Below are 17,207 nucleotides of genomic sequence, written 5' to 3' on the forward strand. Positions count from 1 at the left end.
CCTGCCGGCCCTTCGGGTGCTACGAAACCGCGCTGCGCAGTTCCGCCAGGTCGATCTGTTCCGTCTCGTCGTGCGCGGTCAGGTCGATGACCTGGCCGACTCCGCGGGACTCCTCGCTCGCGGGCTTGAACTCGGACTCGGACTCGGCCTTGTGGAGCGCGAGCGCCTCCTGGCCGACCACGTCGGCGAGGTCCTCGTTCTGTACGGCCTCCAGCGCCTCCTCGCCCTTCTGCGTACCGAAGAAGTCGAACCCGCCCTCCACGGAGGGGCGTCGCGCGGGCGAGGTGGGCGCGACCGCGACGGCCGTGGGCACGGTGAAGTGTCCGGAGGGCTTCGAGGGCCGCGCGGCGGGGGTGAGAGCGGCCGCGCTCGTCGGGGACTGGGTCGTCGCCCCGGTCTCGGGACGCCGCCGCACACGGGCCACTTCGGACGGGGTGGGCCGCGCGAGAGCGGTGCCCGTCGACGGCTCGGGGGCGGGCGCGGTGCGGGTCGCCGTGGACTGCAGGGGCGTCACGTCGATCGCGGTGGCCTGCGCGTGCGGCCGTGCGGTCTCCGCGGGTCGCGTGGCTCGCGCGGGCCTCGCGGATCTCGGTGCGGTCGCGGCGGCCGTGCGCTCATGACCGCCGACCGCCTCGGACTTCCCCCGGGCCTCGCCCTCCTGCCCGGCGTCGCCCTTGACGGGTGCGCCCGTCACGGTGCTGCCGGCCGCGGACGCGCCCTTGGCGGAGCCGTTCGGGGAACCGTTCGGACGGGGCGCCCGCTTGCCGGGTCCTCCCGGCGAGGGCGAACCCTTGGGGCCACCGCCCTTCGTGGTGGCCCGCTTGACCGGACCGCCCTTCGCGGAGGCGCTCGGGGCGGAGCCGCCCGTGGCCGCGTCGTCCTGAGCCGAACCGTCCTCGGCGAGGGCGGAATCCGAGGCTGAATCGGCCGCCTCGGGAGCGGCCTCCTCGGCCTCGGGCATGGTCTCGGGCTGGGTCTCGGGCTTGGCCTCGGGCTTGGTCCCGGCCGCAGAGGAGTCGTCCGTCGCCGAATCCGTCGTGGAGTCGGCCGTCGTGGAGTCGGCCGTCACCGAACCGCCCTCCGCCGTCACGTCCTCAGCGGGTGTGCCGTCCCCGGACACGCCGTCCGCGGAGTCGCCCGCCGAATCCGCGCCCTCGGTCGCCCCGGTGGCATCGGCCACATCAGCCGCATCGGCCGTACCGACGACTGCGGCCTTCGCGAGCCGGTCCAGCGCCGCGTTGGCCTTCACGTAGAGGACCGAGGCCGCCGCGGATGCCGCGAGGGCGGCCTGGACCGTCGCCGCGGTCGCCTCCGGAACCGCGTCCTGGGCGGAGGCGGATGCCGTCTCCTCGCCCTGCGGCGGTATCGAGGCCGCGGCGGGCAACGCCACCCGGGCGGGAGCCGTCGCCTCTATCTCAAGGAGCCGGCGGCCCTCCAGCGCGGTGGCACGCTCGGTCTCCGCCGTGGCGTACCGCCGCAGCAGCGCTGCGTGTTCGTTGCGCAGTCCCTGCAACTCGGCGCGCTTCGAGCGGAGCCGCTGCTCCAGCTTGGTGCGCAGCTCGCGCGACTCGTCGAGGTCGGCCTCCAGTTCGGCGGCCCGCTCCTCGTGACGCCACTCGTCGCTCGCCCGCGCGCGTGTGAGGTCCGCTACCCGTTTGCCCGCCGCCGCGTCCCAGCGGCGCATGACGACCGCGCCCGCGACAGCCGTCGCCGCGGCACCCGCGGCAAGCCCTCGGAGCACCAACGTTTCGGAGAACAGCCATGGCCCCGCGGCGCAGACGGCGGAGACGCCTGCGATCGCCGAGGGGGGCAACAGCCGGTGCAGAGGTGGGGAATGGCGGTGACGTCCTCGTGGCATGGCCAGAAACTTACCGCGCGTAGGCGAATCGTGGTGCCCCGCGGGGCAAAAACACAGCCACACCGAGACCTTCTCACCGCAACATCACCGGGCAATCTCCGCACCGGCCACTCGACGACCACGACTTCGTTCCCTCATCGGCCGCCCCAACTGCCACTGCGCGGGCCGCTGTTTCTTGATCGCCCCTTCTCCCGAATCGACCCTTCTCCGGCGGATCGCGGAATTCCGAGTGGGGTTCTCAGTGGGGTTCTCAGTGGGGTTCTTGCGTCTTTCTCCCGGCGTCCGGGAAAGACCGTCGGCGGTCGCTCATCGATCGCTCATCGGTCGCTCACCGGTCGCTCACCGGTCGCTCAGCCGTCCACTGATCCATTGCAGGGTCGCCGGGATCTCGCGCCGCCAGGTGTTGAAGTTGTGCCCCCCGGTGTCGAGGATGATCGACGAGATCCGGGTCGGCTTCTTCGCCTGCACCAGGTCGATGAACCGCAGTGTCTCCTGGTAGTTGCTCTCGCCGTTCCTGCTGCTGCTGACGAGCAGTGAGGTGTCGGGCGCGGGCCTGTGCTTCAGGTACCACATCAGGTCGGCGCGGTTCTTCAACTCCTCGTTCCCATGGAAGAGATCGCCCGTCGTGGGGTCGCTCGGTGCCCTGTAGTAGGGGGAAAGGCCCGCCCCGGCGGCGTATGTCTCCGGGTGGTGGATCGCGAGCTTCAACGCGCAGTAACCGCCCGTCGAATCGCCGACGATTCCCCAGCTCCCGGGCTTTTTGCCCACCCTGTAGTGGTGCGATACCGCGTCGGGCAGGTCCTTGGCGAAGAACGACTCGGTCTTCGGGCCGCCGGGAACGTCCACGCATTCCGTGTCGCGCGGCGGCGCGACGGTCGGCCGCATCATGACCAGGATCATCGGCTGCATCGTGCCGTTCTTCGCCAGCCGGTGGGCGGTCTGCGGATAGTGCAGGCCCTTGATGAGCGCCTCGGCGGTACCCGGATAGCCGGTCAGTACGACAGTCGCCGGGAACGTACGGGTGCGGTACTGCGGTTGGAAGTACTCCGGCGGCAGATAGACGTACGCGGGAGACGCGATATGGGTCCGCCGGCCCACGATGTCGACCTTCTGGATCTGGCCGCCGATCTGTGGCCGGGTCCCTCCGGAGACGTTCACCTGTCGTGTGTCGACCACTTGGAGAGGACCGTTCGTGCCCGCGGCGTCATGGTCGACGACGATGCCCTGGCCCGACTCCTGGCCGAACAGGTCGGCCCAGCTGGCGTAGAACCCGAAAGCCTGGTTGGCGCCGAGGCCGATCGACGCGAAGATCGCGACCTGGGTGGCCAGCAGGAGGCCGATCCGCCCGGACACGGCACGCCAGTTGCGGCGCGCGAGCCGCGGCCACCACCACACCGTGCCGACGAACAGCAGCACCGCGAAGAGGACCGCGAATGCCAGCACCTTGTTGCTCGTGAGACCCATGGGCTGTTCCTGCCTGCGCTTTCCGGCCGGTGACGGGCGCCGCTTCCTTCACGGCCCCTTGCCCCGGTCTTTCCTTGCCCTTTGAAACGGTTTTCCGATGGGGAGTGAACCTGTCTCCCCAAGACACCGTCCTAGAGGGCGCAATGTCGCCGGATGCCGGATTGGCACCGGATTCAAGGTCTCTCGCGGAACTACGGGATGCGATGTCTGTCAGGATAGATGGGGAAATATCGGGTGAGGTTCCGGCTCGAACGGGCCGACTGCGGGGCGTACTCCGCGGTCCGCGCCCCGAGGCCGTTCCCGCCCTGGTCGCCAGGGCCTGCACGCTCGTTGGGCTGCTGGACATCGCGGCGGGTGTCTTCCCGCGCTTCCGCAACAGCCGTATGCACACGCTCGCCGAGGTGCTGCCGGGCGCGTTCGGTCCGTTCGCGGCCGCCCTGTCCCTCAGCGCGGGCGTCCTGCTGCTGCTCCTCGCGCACGGTCTGCGCCGGCGCAAGCGGCGGGCGTGGCGGGCCGCCGTGGTACTGCTCCCGCTGGGCGCCCTCGCCCAGTTCACCTACCGGCACTCGCTCATCGGGGTGCTCATCTCGCTGGCGCTGCTCGCCCCGCTGCTGCGCCACCGAAGTGAGTTCAAGGCGCTGCCCGACCCGCGCAGCCGCTGGCGAGCCCTCGCCAACTTCGTGCTCATGGGCGCGGGTTCGCTCCTGCTCGGCCTGGTCATCGTCAGCGTCCACCCCAACCGGCTGGTCGGCGACCCGAGCCTCGCGGACCGCATCAGCCATGTGCTGTACGGCCTGTTCGGCTTCGAGGGGCCGGTCGACTACCAGGGCAACACGTCCTGGACGGTGGCCTTCTCCCTCGGCGCGCTCGGCCTGCTGACCGCGGTGACCACCATCTACCTGGCCTTCCGCCCCGAACACCCGGCCGCACGGCTGACGGAGGACGACGAGACACGGCTGCGCGCCCTCCTGGAGAAGCACGGCGGCCGCGACTCCCTCGGCCACTTCGCGCTCCGCCGCGACAAGGCGGTCGTCTTCTCGCCGAGCGGCAAGGCGGCGGTGACGTACCGCGTCGTCTCCGGGGTGATGCTCGCCAGCGGCGACCCGATCGGCGACGTCGAGGCCTGGCCCGGCGCGATCGAACGCTTCATGGACGAGGCGAAGGCCCACTCCTGGACGCCCGCCGTCATGGGCTGCTCCGAGACGGGCGGCGAGGTCTGGACCCGCGAGACCGGCCTCGACGCCCTCGAACTGGGCGACGAGGCGGTGGTGAACGTCGCGGATTTCTCCTTGGCCGGACGCGCGATGCGGAACGTACGCCAGATGGTGAAGCGCATCGAGCGAGCCGGTTACGAGACCCGCGTACGGCGCATCCGTGACCTGAGCGAGGGCGAGCTGGACCGGATCCGGCGCGCCGCGGAGGACTGGCGCGGCACGGACACCGAGCGCGGCTTCTCCATGGCGCTGGGCCGCATCGGCGACCCGGAGGACGGCGACTGTCTCATCGCGACGGCCCACAAGGAAGACACCGATCCGGGCCCGTACGGCGACCTGAAGGCCGTACTCCACTTCGTCCCCTGGGGCTCGGACGGGGTCTCCCTGGACCTCATGCGGCGCGACCGCTCGGCGGACCCCGGCATGAACGAGCTCCTCATCGTGGCGGCCCTCCAGGCGGCCCCCCGGCTGGGCGTCGCCCGTGTCTCCCTGAACTTCGCGATGTTCCGCTCGGCCCTGGCCCGCGGCGAGAAGATCGGCGCGGGCCCCGTCCTGCGGGCCTGGCGCGGGCTGCTGGTGTTCCTCTCCCGCTGGTTCCAGATCGAGTCGCTGTACAAGTTCAACGCGAAGTTCCGCCCCTACTGGGAGCCCCGTTTCGTCGTCTACCGCTCCTCCCGCGACCTGCCGCGCATCGGCTTCGCCGCCATGCAGGCCGAGGGCTTCGTGAACCTCGCCCTCCCCCGCCTCCTGCGCCGCCGCGCCCCGGCCCCGCGCCCCTGCGCCCACGCCGTGCCGGAACGAGACGTACGAGCGGCGTAACCGCCTCCGCACCCCCGCCCCCACCCCACAACCCCGACCGCCACGCGACGCCCACCCCCGCGCCGCGCGGCGGTCGGTTGCTTTCGGGGCTCGTCAGGGGCCGAGGCCTTGGACCCGAACCTTGAAGCCCGATCCACGGGTGGGTGGGCGGGAAACCAGCCGCGAAGCGGCAATGGGCCCCAGCCACGGACAACGACCAGCCGCCGAACAAGACGAGCCCCCCACCACCAAGGGCGACCAACCGCTCACCGCCGGGGGCCTAGGCTGGGGACATGAGCAAAAGGAGCGGGCGCAGCCAAGTCGCGGGCCTCCCGGAGTGGGACCGCTGCGCGGTCATGGGCGTCGTGAACGTGACCCCCGATTCCTTCTCGGACGGCGGCCACTGGTTCGACACGACCGCCGCCGTCAAGCACGGCCTCGACCTGGTCGCGGAGGGCGCGGACCTGGTCGACGTGGGCGGCGAGTCCACCCGCCCGGGCGCCGCCCGCGTGGACGAGGCGGAGGAGCTCAAGCGCGTCATCCCGGTGGTCCGGGGCCTCGCCTCGGAGGGCGTCACCGTCTCGGTCGACACGATGCGTGCCTCCGTGGCCGAGCGCTCGCTCGCGGCAGGAGCCGCACTTGTCAACGACGTCAGCGGCGGCCTCGCCGACCCGGCGATGGTCCCGGCCGTCGCGGCCGCGGGCGCCCCCTTCGTGGTCATGCACTGGCGCGGCTTCCTCCAGGGCAGCACCGTACGGGGGTCGTACGTGGACGTCGTCTCCGAAGTCGTCGCCGAGCTCCACGCGCGCGTGGAGGCCGTTCTGGCGGGCGGTGTCGACGCGGACCGCATAGTCGTCGACCCGGGCCTCGGCTTCTCGAAGGAGGCCGAGCACGACCTGATCCTGCTCGCCCACCTCGACCGTCTCCGGGAACTCGGACACCCCGTGCTGGTGGCCGCCTCCCGCAAGCGGTTCCTGGGCCGCGTACTGGCCGGCTCCGAGGGCGCCCCGCCGCCCGCCCGGGAGCGGGACGCCGCCACCGCGGCGGTCTCCGCGCTCGCCGCGCACCAGGGCGCGTGGGCCGTCCGTGTCCACGAGGTCCGGGCCACCGCCGACGCCGTCCGGGTCGCCCGGGCCGTGGAGGGTGCCCGGACCGCAGAGGGAGACCGGTGAGCGCCCCCCACACGGATGTCGAGCAGGTCGAACTCGCCAACACCGCCTTCTACGAGGCGATGGAGCGGGGGGACTTCGAGGCGCTGTCCTCGATCTGGCTGACCCCGTCCGACCTGGGCCACGACGAGGAGTACCACGACCCCGCCCAGGCCGGCGAGATCTCCTGCGTCCACCCCGGCTGGCCGGTTCTCAACGGCCGGGGCGAGGTCCTGAGGTCGTACGCGCTGATCATGGCGAACACCGAGTACATCCAGTTCTTCCTGACCGACGTGCACGTTTCGGTCACCGGCGACACCGCCCTGGTGACCTGTACGGAGAACATCCTCAGCGGCGGCCCGGCGCCCGAGGACAGCGACGAACTCGGCCCGCTCGTGGGCCAGCTCGTCGTCGCCACGAATGTGTTCCGTCGCACACCCGAGGGCTGGAAACTCTGGTCGCACCACGCCTCTCCCGTACTGGCCGAATCCGGCGAGGAAGAAGACGACGAGTCGCCCGCTTGAGTGGGTAGGGGCTCAGAGAGGCCCAAGCAGAGGTTGAGATCACCGGCCCCGGGGTAGGGGCGGCTACCAGCCCGTGAGCCGTCGCGTTCCCCCAGGAAAACACTCGATGAACCCTCCTTGCCCCCGCGCGGGGCGAGCCCCCTGCGGGCGAGCGCTGTCAGTGCTCGCAGGTAGATTCGAATGAGGCTGGTGTTGCCGACCGCACTCGGGAGAGCCGGCCGTTACCGACGATTGCAGGAGTGATTCGCGTGGATCGTGTCGCGCTGCGCGGCCTCAGGGCCCGCGGGCACCACGGTGTCTTTCCCAAGGAACGCGAAGAGGGCCAGACCTTCATCGTGGACCTCACGCTGGGCCTGGACACCCGGCCTGCCGCGGCCGGCGACGACCTCACGAAAACCGTCCACTACGGCATCGTGGCGGAGGAGGTCGTGGCCGTGGTCGAGGGCGAGCCGGTGAACCTCATCGAGACGCTCGCCGAGCGCATCGCGCGGACGTGCCTCAAGCACGAGGGGGTCCAGGAGGTCGAGGTGTGCGTCCACAAGCCGGACGCCCCGATCACGGTCCCCTTCGACGACGTGACCGTCACCATCATCCGGAGCCGAGTATGACCGCGTTCACCGAGGGCCAGAGCGACCCGACCGTACAGCCGGTGCCCGCCTCCGTGGTGGAGCGCGTGGACGCCGCCGACACGACCCTGCAGAACCCCAGGCGCGCCGTGCTCTCCCTCGGCTCGAACCTCGGCAACCGACTGGAGACCCTCCAGGGCGCCATCGACGCCCTGGAGGACACCCCGGGCGTCCGCGTCAAGGCGGTCTCTCCGGTGTACGAGACGGAGCCGTGGGGCGTGGATCCCGGCAGCCAGCCGACGTACTTCAACGCGGTGATCGTGCTGAAGACGACCCTCCCGCCCTCCTCGCTCCTGGAGCGCGCCCACGCGGTCGAGGAGGCGTTCCACCGCGTCCGGGACGAGCGCTGGGGCCCCCGCACGATCGACGTGGACATCGTGGCGTACGCGGACGTGGTCTCGGACGACCCGGTGCTGACCCTCCCGCACCCCCGGGCCCACGAGCGCGCCTTCGTCCTGGCCCCCTGGTACGACGTGGAGCCCGAGGCCCAGCTCCCCGGCCGCGGCCCCGTGGCGCACCTGCTCGCCGACGTCCCCAAGGAAGGTGTCGCGCCCCGCGCCGACCTGGAACTCCAGCTGCCCGAGTAGTCGTTAAGGTCGAGACGCACACAGGCGGGTCGATCGAAGGGGCAATGTGAAAGAGCTGCGCATCAGGACGCTGGCCGCGGTGTTCGTCGTCGCCGGGTTGCTGTCCTGGGCGGGTGCCCGCCTGTGGAACTCGGTCGGGACACTCCCCCGGGTCCCGCTGGCCGCCCCCATCGTCCTCGCTCTGATCGCCGTCGTGCTCCTGGCCACGGCGCTCTCCCTACGGGCCCGTCTCAAGGCCCAGCGCGAGCGCCGCCCGGACGCGAAGGGCGTCGACCCCATGATGGCGGCCCGAGCGGTCGTTTTCGGCCAGGCCAGCGCCCTCGTGGCCGCCCTCGTCGCCGGTATGTACGGCGGCACGGGCGTCTTCCTCCTGGAGTCCCTCGACATCCCCGCCCGCCGCGACCAGGCCATCTACGCCGGCTTCTCCGTCCTCGCGGGCATCGCCGTCATAGCGGCCGCCTTCTTCCTGGAGCGCGTGTGCAAACTCCCGGAGGACGACGACACGACGGGCGGCGCGGCCCGGACGACGTAGCGGGGCGCAGCCCCGTCGTCGTCCAGGGGCGCGGGGAACTGCGCGCCCAGCCACAGCGAACCCGCACGGACCGCGAAGCGTTCCCGCGCAGCGAGCCACTCAGCGAGCCATGATGAGGCTCATCGCCTCATTCCGGGTGGCAGCGTCCCGCAGCTGCCCCCGAACCGCCGACGTTATGGTCTTCGCCCCCGGCTTGCGAATCCCCCGCATCGACATGCACATGTGCTCGCACTCGACCACCACGATCACGCCACGCGGCTCCAGGATCTCCATCAGCGAGTCGGCGATCTGCGTCGTGAGCCGTTCCTGCACCTGCGGCCGCCGGGCGTAGACGTCCACGAGCCGCGCCAGCTTGGACAGCCCCGTGATCTTGCCGTTCGTGCTCGGGATGTACCCGACGTGCGCGACGCCCCTGAACGGCACCAGATGGTGCTCGCAGGTCGAGAACACCTCGATGTCCTTCACCAGGATCATCTCGTCGTGGCCGAGATCGAACGTCGTCGTCAGGACGTCCTCGGGCGTCTGCCACAACCCCGCGAAGATCTCCCTGTACGCCCGGGCGACCCGCCCCGGCGTCTCCCGCAGTCCCTCACGGTCCGGGTCCTCACCGACCGCGATCAGCAGCTCTCGTACGGCGTTCTCGGCGCGCTTCTCGTCGAATTCACCGATCGTGCCCTCGCCGTCCAGCGTCACGGGATCGGTCATCTCGTGCCTCGTTCCTGAGCCTGTGACGCATACGGATCACGCGTCTCATGTTCGGGCATACAACGATGCCGCGCCCCCCAGGCTAAGACCTGGGGGGCGCGGCATTCATTCCGGACCTGGTGAGGTGTATCGCACCCGAGCCGGGATCAGCTCTCGGAACGGTCCTCGGGGGCCGACTCGGTCACCGGGAGCGCCTCGGTGGAGGCACTGGTGCTCGCGGTGATCGCGGGGCTGGCGCCGTTCGTCCCGTTCGTCAGTGACAGCTCCCTGGGGGAGAGCACCGGCGGGCGGGTGGACGGCGTGCGCCGGGAGGAACCGGTCCACGCGGGGCGGGCCGGACGCTTCACGAGGGGAGCGAAGACCTCGGCGATCTGCTCCTTGCTCAGCGTCTCCTTCTCCAGCAGCTGAAGGACCAGCGCATCGAGGACGTCGCGGTTCTCGACCAGGATCTCCCAGGCCTCGTTGTGCGCGTTCTCGATGAGCTTCTTGACCTCTTCGTCGACGAGCGCGGCGACCTCTTCCGAGTAGTCGCGCGGGTGCGACATCTCCCGGCCCAGGAAGGGCTCGGTGTTGTCGCCGCCGAACTTGATCGCGCCGAGACGCTCGGTCATGCCGTACTGCGTGACCATCGCGCGGGCCGTGGCGGTGGCCTTCTCGATGTCGTTCGCGGCACCCGTGGTCGGGTCGTGGAAGACGAGCTCCTCGGCCGCGCGCCCGCCCAGCATGTATGCCAGCTGGTCGAGCATCTCGTTGCGGGTCGTGGAGTACTTGTCCTCGTCCGGCAGGACCATCGTGTAGCCGAGAGCACGGCCTCTGGAGAGGATCGTGATCTTGTGGACCGGATCGGAGTTCGGAGACGCCGCCGCGACCAGGGCATGTCCGCCCTCGTGGTACGCGGTGATCTTCTTCTCCTTGTCCGACATGATCCGGGTCCGCTTCTGCGGGCCCGCGACCACACGGTCGATCGCCTCGTCGAGCATGTTGTTGTCGATGAGCTTCAGGTTGCTGCGTGCGGTGAGCAGCGCGGCTTCGTTCAGCACGTTCGACAGGTCCGCGCCCGTGAAGCCGGGCGTACGCCGGGCAACCGCGCCCAGGTCGACGTCCGGAGCGACCGGCTTGCCCTTCTGGTGGACCTTGAGGATCTCCAGACGGCCCTGCATGTCCGGGCGGTCGACCGCGATCTGGCGGTCGAACCGGCCGGGGCGCAGGAGGGCCGGGTCGAGGATGTCCGGACGGTTCGTGGCGGCGATGAGAATCACACCGCCCTTGACGTCGAAGCCGTCCATCTCGACGAGCAGCTGGTTCAGCGTCTGCTCGCGCTCGTCGTGACCGCCGCCGAGGCCGGCGCCGCGATGGCGGCCGACCGCGTCGATCTCGTCGACGAAGACGATCGCCGGGGCGTTCGCCTTGGCCTGCTCGAACAGGTCACGGACCCGGGAGGCACCGACACCGACGAACATCTCGACGAAGTCGGAACCGGAGATCGAGTAGAACGGGACGCCCGCCTCACCCGCGACAGCACGCGCGAGCAGCGTCTTGCCCGTACCGGGAGGCCCGTACAGGAGCACGCCCTTGGGGATCTTCGCCCCGACGGCCTGGAACTTCGCCGGCTCCTGGAGGAACTCCTTGATCTCGTGGAGCTCCTCGACGGCCTCGTCCGAGCCCGCCACGTCGGCGAACGTCGTCTTCGGGGTGTCCTTGGTGATGAGCTTCGCCTTGGACTTCCCGAAGTTCATGACCCGGGAGCCGCCGCCCTGCATCTGATTCATCAGGAACAGGAAGACAACGACGATGAGGACGAAGGGGAGCAGGGACAGCAGGATGCCGACGAAAGCGTTCTGCTTGGTCGGCGAGACCGTGTAGCCGTCCGGAATCTGCTTGTTCTGGTACTTGTCCTGGAGGGTGGTGGCCAGGGAAACGCCCTGGTCGCCGATGTAGCTCGCCTGGATCTTCGAGCTGCCCTCGACCTTTTCACCGTCCTTGAGCTCGATCTTTACGACCTGCTCGTCGCCGGTGGTGAGCTTGGCCTGCTGGACCTTGTTGTCATTGATCGCCTGGACGACCTGGCCGGTGTCCACCGTCTTGTAGCCGCCGGACGAGCCGACGACCTGCATCAACACGACCACGGCAAGGACGGCCAGCACGATCCACATGACCGGCCCACGGAAGTATCGCTTCACGTCCATCCATACGGAGCGGTGCCGCCCCGTCCCTCCTGCCATAGTGAGTTTGATAAGACTGTTCTTCGGACGGTACCTCAGCATTGTCACCCGAAGCTGCGCGGTCCGGCTGACAAACCCGTCTACGCATGCTCCAACGGCGCGAAACCCGCTGGGGTTCCCGGACGTCCTACAGGGGTTGGACCCCTGTCAGTGGGACGCCGTCCCACCAGGGTGCCTCAACCGCCGTAGACGTGAGGCGCGAGCGTACCGACGAACGGCAGGTTCCGGTACTTCTCCGCGTAGTCGAGGCCGTACCCGATGACGAACTCGTTGGGAATGTCGAAGCCGACCCACTCCACGTCGATCGCGACCTTCGCGGCCTCCGGCTTGCGCAGCAGCGTGCACACCTTGAGGGACGCGGGCTCGCGGGAGCCGAGGTTGGAGATGAGCCAGGAGAGTGTGAGCCCGGAGTCGATGATGTCCTCGACGATCAGGACGTGCTTGCCCTTGATGTCGGTGTCGAGGTCCTTGAGGATCCGCACCACTCCGGAGGACTGGGTGCCCGCCCCGTACGAGGACACCGCCATCCAGTCCATCGTGACGGGGGTGGACAGGGCCCGGGCCAGGTCCGCCATGACCATCACGGCGCCCTTGAGGACACCGACGATCAGCAGGTCCTTGCCCGCGTACTCCGCGTCGATCTTCGCGGCCAGCTCGCCCAGCTTCGCGTCGATCTCTTCCTTGGTGATGAGCACCGACTTGAGGTCGGTGCCCAGGTCTTTCGCGTCCACCCGCATCACTTTCGGTCGTCCCACCGGCTGCTTCCCGGCCCTCCCCGAAGAGGAGCCGCTCCCCGAAGGGGTTGCCCTCCGGGGCGGGTCGCTCCCCGAAGGGGAACCCTTTTTCAGCCTTGCCGAATCACCAGTCTGCCACCCTGCCGCTGGGCGACGACTTTGCCCGGGAGGTTGATGGCTCCTTGGCCGCGCCAGCCGGTGATCAGCCGGTCGACCTCTTCGATGTGCCGGGCGAACAGCGAACCGGCGGGCGCCCCGGCCTCGATGGCGGCGCGGCGCAGGATGCGGCGGCGCACTGCGGGCGGCAGGGCGTACAGCTTGGCGCACTCCAGGAGGCCCGTGGCGTCGCGCACGGAGGCCTCGGCCTGGCCCGCCCACGCGTCGAGCGCGTCGGCGTCGTCACGGGACAACTGGGCCGTACGGGCGAGCGCCTCGACGACGCCCTTGCCGAGCGCCTTCTCCAGGGCGGGCAGTCCCTCGTGGCGCAGCCGGGAACGGGTGTACGCCGGATCCGCGTTGTGGGGGTCGTCCCAGACGGGCAGGGATTGGACCATGCAGGCCTTGCGGGCGGTCTGCCGGTCGAGGTGCAGGAAGGGGCGGCGGTAGCGGCGGGCGGCTCCCGGCCCTCCGGAGACGGCCGCCATTCCGGACAGGGAACGGATGCCGGAGCCGCGGGCCAGGCCGAGCAGGACGGTTTCGGCTTGGTCGTCGCGGGTGTGGCCGAGCAGGACCGCGGCGGCGCCGTGGCGCTCGGCGGCGGCGTCCAGGGCGCCGTAGCGGGCGTCGCGGGCGGCGGCCTCGGGCCCGCCGTCCCGGCCGACGGTGACGGCCACGGACTCGACCGGGTCCAGGCCGAGTTCGTTCAGGCGCAGCACCACCTCCGCGGCGCGCAGGTCGGAGCCGGGCTGCAGACCGTGGTCCACGGTGACACCGCCGGCGCGGATGCCGAGTTTGGGTGCTTCGAACGCGAGGGCGGAGGCGAGCGCCATGGAGTCGGCGCCGCCGGAGCACGCGACGAGCACGAGCGGCGGGGGCGGCGGCTCGTGCGAAGTGCCCGGGGAGGCGGAGGTGGCAGACGTGGCGTCGAGGGAGGGCGTGTGATCGGTGAGGACGTCATGGAGCACGCGGCGGACCGCCAGGCGTATCGCCGCGACCGCAGGATGGGGACCCATGTCCGGTTCCCTTCATGAAATTGTCGGGGGGTGAGCCCGAGGTCGGTCACTCAGAGTGTGTAGATGGTGACAGAACCGGGCCGTTCCCCGAGCATTGCACGCCTACCCATCGCTCACGGTCCCTCGGACGGGTGATTGGAGGGGCGTTCACCTGCCGTCGGCCGGATTCAATTCACGACTCTGCCTTACGGTGCACCCGCGCGACCCAGTCCGCCGGTTTGGCGATCTCCGACTTGGTGGGGAGCGTGTTCGGTGAGGTCCACACCCGGTTGAAGCCGTCCATGCCGACCTCGTCCACGACCGCGCGTACGAATCGCTCCCCGTCGCGGTACTGGCGCAGTTTGGCGTCGAGGCCGAGCAGCTTGCGCAGGGCCAGGTCGAGGCGGGAGGCGCCGCGGGCGCGTCGCTGCTGGAACTTCTCGCGGATCTCGGCGACGGACGGGACGACGGCGGGGCCGACGCCGTCCATCACGAAGTCGGCGTGTCCCTCCAGGAGGGACATCACGGCGGTCAGCCGGCCGAGGATCTCGCGCTGGGCGGGGGTCTGCACGATCTCGACGATGGAGCGCTGGTCGTCGCCCTCCTCGCCCTCGGGGCGGCCGCCCGCGAGGGACTGGGCGGCCTCGCGGATGCGCTCCAGGACGGTCATGGGGTCGACCTCGGTCTCTCCCAAGAAAGACTGGATTTCGCCCTCCAGGTGGTCACGCAGCCAGGGCACGGCCGTGAACTGCGTGCGGTGGGTCTCCTCGTGGAGGCAGACCCAGAGCCGGAAGTCGTGGGGCTGTACGTCGAGTTCGCGCTCCACGTGCACGATGTTCGGCGCGACCAGGAGGAGCCTGCCCCCTCCGTTCTCGCCGGCCGGGAGTTCGCGGGTGGCCGGGGCGAAGGTCTCGTACTGGCCGAGGACCCGGGAGGCGAGGAAGGACAGCAGCATGCCCAGCTCGACGCCGGTGACCTTGCCGCCGACGGCGCCCAGGACGGCTCCGCCGGGGGTGCTGCCGCGACGTTCCTGCATCTTGTCGAGCAGCGGTTTGAGCAGTTCCCGGAACCCGGCGACGTTCGCCCGGACCCAGCCCGGCCGGTCGACGACGAGGATGGGAGTGTCGTGGAGGTCGTCGCCGCCCATCCGCGTGAAGCCGCGGACGTGCTCCTCCGAGGCCTTTGCGTGCCGGCGCAGCTCCGCGACGACGGCCCGGGCCTCGTCGCGGCTCACTTCTGGGCCCGGCCTTACGAGCCGGGTCGCGGTCGCCACCGCGAGATTCCAGTCGACCATCTCCGCACCACCGATGCTCGTCATGCAGTCAACCGTACGTGAGCGCTGCCGCTTGGGGCAGGGAGTGGGACGGTGGGGCTGTATGGCAGTACCTCGACTGCGGGCCGTCCGTGGCTGAGCGCGCAGTTCCCCGCGCCCCTTACGGGGCGGCCCCCCGCAGACTCACTTACAGCCGCAGGTCGCCAGTGTCGAAGCCAGGGCGTCCAGGGCCTTCTGGGTTGCCGTGGGCTCTGTGGGTGGGTCGGAGGCGGTCAGGAAGGCGAAGGCCAGGAGGTGGCCGTCGGTGTCCACGACGGTGCCCGCCAGTGTGTGTACGCCGGTCAGGGTGCCCGTCTTGGCGCGTACGAGGCCGGTGCCGGGCTGGCCGGCGTAGCGCGTGCTGAGGGTGCCGGTGAAACCGGCCACTGGGAGGCCCGTGAGGGCGGCGCGCAGCTCCGGGTGGGCGGGGTCGGCGGCCTTGGCGAGCAGGGCGGTGAGCAGGTCCGCGGTGAGCTTGTCGGCGCGGTCCAGGCCGCTGCCGTCGGCGAACTGCGCGCCCTTGAGGGGCAGTCCGAGCTTCTTCAGCTGCTTGCGGATGGCGGCGCCGCCGCCCTTGAAGCTCGCCGGTTCGTCCGCGGCGACGGCCGTCTGGCGGGCCAGGGCCTCGGCGATGTCGTTGTCGCTGTTGGTCAGCATGCGTTCGACGAGGGCGGAAAGGGGCGGGGACTTCACCGCGGCGAGGGCCTTGGCGCGGTCGGTCGCCTTGGAGGGGCCGGGGACCGTGGTCCTGATGCCGCGGTCCTTCAGCAGGTCCGCGAACTTCCTCGCCGCGTCGGCCGCCGGGTCCTCGGTGCGCTTCGCGGTGCCGCTGGAGGTGTCGTCGAGACGGCCCTCGTCGGCCATCAGGGCGGTCACCCGGGCGACGTTGGTGTTGTCGAGCCCGATCGGGTGCACGTCGGGGCCCTCGTACAGCGAGGTGTCGTACGAGAGGGTCACCTCGTCGGTCTTGCGGTCCTTGAGGGCGCGGGCGGTGTCGTCGGCGAGGGTGCGCAGGCTCGCGTTGCCCTCCGCGTCCTTGCGGGCGGTCAGCGTGGGGTCGCCGCCGCCGACGAGGACGACCTCTTTGGTGTCGGGTTCGAAGACCGTACGGGTCTCGATGCGGTGGTCGGCGCCCGCCGCGGTGAGGGCCGCGACGGCCGTGGCGATCTTCGTGGTGGACGCCGGGGTCAGCGCGTCGTCCGCGCCCTTGCCGTACAGGCGCTTCCCGGTGGCCAGGTCGACGACGGCGGCCGTACGTTCGGTGCCGAGCGCGGAGTCGCCGAGGAGCGGGCCGAGGACGTCGGCCAGGGCCTTCTCCGTGGGGGACGGCCCGGCGCCGACGGAGCCGCCGAGTCCGGTGAGCACGGACGCGGCGCTGGGGGCGGGCGCCGGTGCCTTTCCGGACGTACCGGACACATGACCGTGATCTGCGCCACCTGCGCGCCCCTGCGATGCGGCCCACTCGCGCTCCGCCGTACGCTGACCGGTGGAGTCCCAGGGCCCGGCCGCAGTGACCACGGTGGCCGCCACGACGAGTCCGAGGGTGGCGGAGCCCGCCGTGAACTGCACGGTCGACGGCCTTGTGACCAGCGGCTTCACGGCTCCTGCGGCCCGTACGAGCGGTGGCTTCACCACTCCCACGGCCCGTACGAGTTGCGGCCTCACGGACCGCGCGACCCGCACCACATGCGGTCTCGCGGCCCGCCAAGCCTTCAGCTCTGGCACGACCACCAGCCCCTTTCGCGATCACACACCTGCGTGAGGGACACTTAACCACCAGAACTATGTGCTGATCATGGAGGAGCCACCGGTGGAGTTCGACGTCACGATCGAGATTCCGAAGGGTTCACGGAACAAGTACGAGGTGGACCACGAGACCGGTCGGATCCGTCTGGACCGTCGCCTCTTCACCTCGACCAGTTACCCGGCCGACTACGGCTTCGTCGAGAACACCCTCGGCGAGGACGGCGACCCGCTGGACGCGCTGGTCATCCTGGACGAGCCGACCTTCCCCGGCTGTCTCATCCAGTGCCGCACGATCGGCATGTTCCGTATGACGGACGAGGCCGGCGGCGACGACAAGCTGCTGTGCGTGCCCGCGCACGACCCTCGCGTGGAGCACCTGCGGGACATCCACCACGTGTCGGAGTTCGACCGTCTGGAGATCCAGCACTTCTTCGAGGTCTACAAGGACCTGGAGCCGGGCAAGTCCGTCGAGGGCGCCAACTGGGTGGGCCGTACGGACGCCGAGGCCGAGATCGAGCGGTCCTACAAGCGGTTCAAGGAGACGGGCGGTCACTGACCCCTGTGGCCTGAGGGCCGCGTGACCCCC

The 17,207-nt window shown here is 70.4% G+C and carries 15 protein-coding genes; 7 read left to right on the forward strand and 8 right to left on the reverse strand.

The genetic code is table 11. From position 1 onward, the window contains the following. Positions 1–19 precede the first annotated feature (19 nt). Both ACIBEI_RS24030 and ACIBEI_RS24035 read right to left on the reverse strand, forming a co-directional pair. Positions 20–1,858 carry a hypothetical protein gene (locus ACIBEI_RS24030; RefSeq protein ID WP_398892057.1) on the reverse strand — a complete coding sequence of 613 codons (1,839 nt, stop codon included), beginning with the start codon at positions 1,856–1,858 and terminating at the stop codon, positions 20–22. A 339-nt stretch (positions 1,859–2,197) separates the two neighbouring features. After that, entirely contained in the window at positions 2,198–3,322 is a 1,125-nt protein-coding gene (locus tag ACIBEI_RS24035; RefSeq protein ID WP_398892059.1) for an alpha/beta hydrolase, read from the reverse strand. Between the two features lie 227 nt (positions 3,323–3,549). On the opposite strand from ACIBEI_RS24035, the gene ACIBEI_RS24040 reads away from it, so the two are divergent. From ACIBEI_RS24040 to ACIBEI_RS24065, 6 genes are all read left to right on the forward strand, one after another. After that, positions 3,550–5,355 (forward strand): phosphatidylglycerol lysyltransferase domain-containing protein, encoded by a 1,806-nt coding sequence (locus ACIBEI_RS24040; protein WP_398892405.1) that lies wholly within the window; start codon positions 3,550–3,552, stop codon positions 5,353–5,355. A gap of 272 nt (positions 5,356–5,627) precedes the next feature. Then, on the forward strand, positions 5,628–6,506 hold the full coding sequence (gene folP, locus ACIBEI_RS24045; RefSeq protein ID WP_398892061.1) for a dihydropteroate synthase: 879 nt from the start codon (positions 5,628–5,630) through the stop codon (positions 6,504–6,506). Continuing rightward, positions 6,503–7,006, forward strand: coding sequence for a nuclear transport factor 2 family protein (locus ACIBEI_RS24050; RefSeq protein ID WP_398892063.1), 504 nt, complete (start codon positions 6,503–6,505; stop codon positions 7,004–7,006). The genes folP and ACIBEI_RS24050 overlap by 4 nt, the downstream gene beginning before the upstream one ends. A 248-nt stretch (positions 7,007–7,254) precedes the next feature. Beyond that, positions 7,255–7,614, forward strand: coding sequence for a dihydroneopterin aldolase (gene folB, locus ACIBEI_RS24055; RefSeq protein WP_398892065.1), 360 nt, complete (start codon positions 7,255–7,257; stop codon positions 7,612–7,614). Then, positions 7,611–8,219, forward strand: a complete 609-nt coding sequence (folK, locus tag ACIBEI_RS24060) for a 2-amino-4-hydroxy-6-hydroxymethyldihydropteridine diphosphokinase (protein WP_398892067.1) — start codon at positions 7,611–7,613, stop codon at positions 8,217–8,219. Before folB ends, folK begins: the two co-directional genes overlap by 4 nt. Positions 8,220–8,265: 46 nt before the next feature. Beyond that, positions 8,266–8,751 (forward strand): DUF3180 domain-containing protein, encoded by a 486-nt coding sequence (locus ACIBEI_RS24065; RefSeq protein WP_398892069.1) that lies wholly within the window; start codon positions 8,266–8,268, stop codon positions 8,749–8,751. A 99-nt stretch (positions 8,752–8,850) separates the two neighbouring features. On the opposite strand, the gene folE is transcribed toward ACIBEI_RS24065, so the two are convergent. The 6 genes from folE to dacB form a co-directional block, all read right to left on the reverse strand. Then, positions 8,851–9,456 carry a GTP cyclohydrolase I FolE gene (folE, locus tag ACIBEI_RS24070; RefSeq protein WP_398892071.1) on the reverse strand — a complete coding sequence of 202 codons (606 nt, stop codon included), beginning with the start codon at positions 9,454–9,456 and terminating at the stop codon, positions 8,851–8,853. 146 nt (positions 9,457–9,602) lie between these two features. After that, positions 9,603–11,642, reverse strand: a complete 2,040-nt coding sequence (gene ftsH, locus ACIBEI_RS24075) for an ATP-dependent zinc metalloprotease FtsH (protein WP_398892407.1) — start codon at positions 11,640–11,642, stop codon at positions 9,603–9,605. 212 nt (positions 11,643–11,854) lie between these two features. Continuing rightward, complete coding sequence (gene hpt, locus ACIBEI_RS24080) at positions 11,855–12,415, reverse strand: hypoxanthine phosphoribosyltransferase (protein ID WP_143640508.1); 561 nt, start codon at positions 12,413–12,415, stop codon at positions 11,855–11,857. A 107-nt stretch (positions 12,416–12,522) separates the two neighbouring features. Continuing rightward, positions 12,523–13,584 (reverse strand): tRNA lysidine(34) synthetase TilS, encoded by a 1,062-nt coding sequence (gene tilS / locus ACIBEI_RS24085; protein ID WP_398892073.1) that lies wholly within the window; start codon positions 13,582–13,584, stop codon positions 12,523–12,525. A 172-nt stretch (positions 13,585–13,756) separates the two neighbouring features. Next, positions 13,757–14,881: a zinc-dependent metalloprotease gene (locus ACIBEI_RS24090; protein WP_398892076.1), complete on the reverse strand. Its 1,125-nt coding sequence runs from the start codon at positions 14,879–14,881 to the stop codon at positions 13,757–13,759. A gap of 138 nt (positions 14,882–15,019) precedes the next feature. Continuing rightward, entirely contained in the window at positions 15,020–16,606 is a 1,587-nt protein-coding gene (gene dacB, locus ACIBEI_RS24095; RefSeq protein WP_398892078.1) for a D-alanyl-D-alanine carboxypeptidase/D-alanyl-D-alanine-endopeptidase, read from the reverse strand. 79 nt (positions 16,607–16,685) lie between these two features. Between dacB and ACIBEI_RS24100 the strand changes: the two genes are divergently transcribed. Further along, entirely contained in the window at positions 16,686–17,177 is a 492-nt protein-coding gene (locus ACIBEI_RS24100; RefSeq protein ID WP_033321679.1) for an inorganic diphosphatase, read from the forward strand. Positions 17,178–17,207: the final 30 nt, after the last annotated feature.

It is taken from the genome of Streptomyces sp. NPDC050988, assembly GCF_044456225.1.
Lineage (GTDB): Bacteria > Actinomycetota > Actinomycetes > Streptomycetales > Streptomycetaceae > Streptomyces.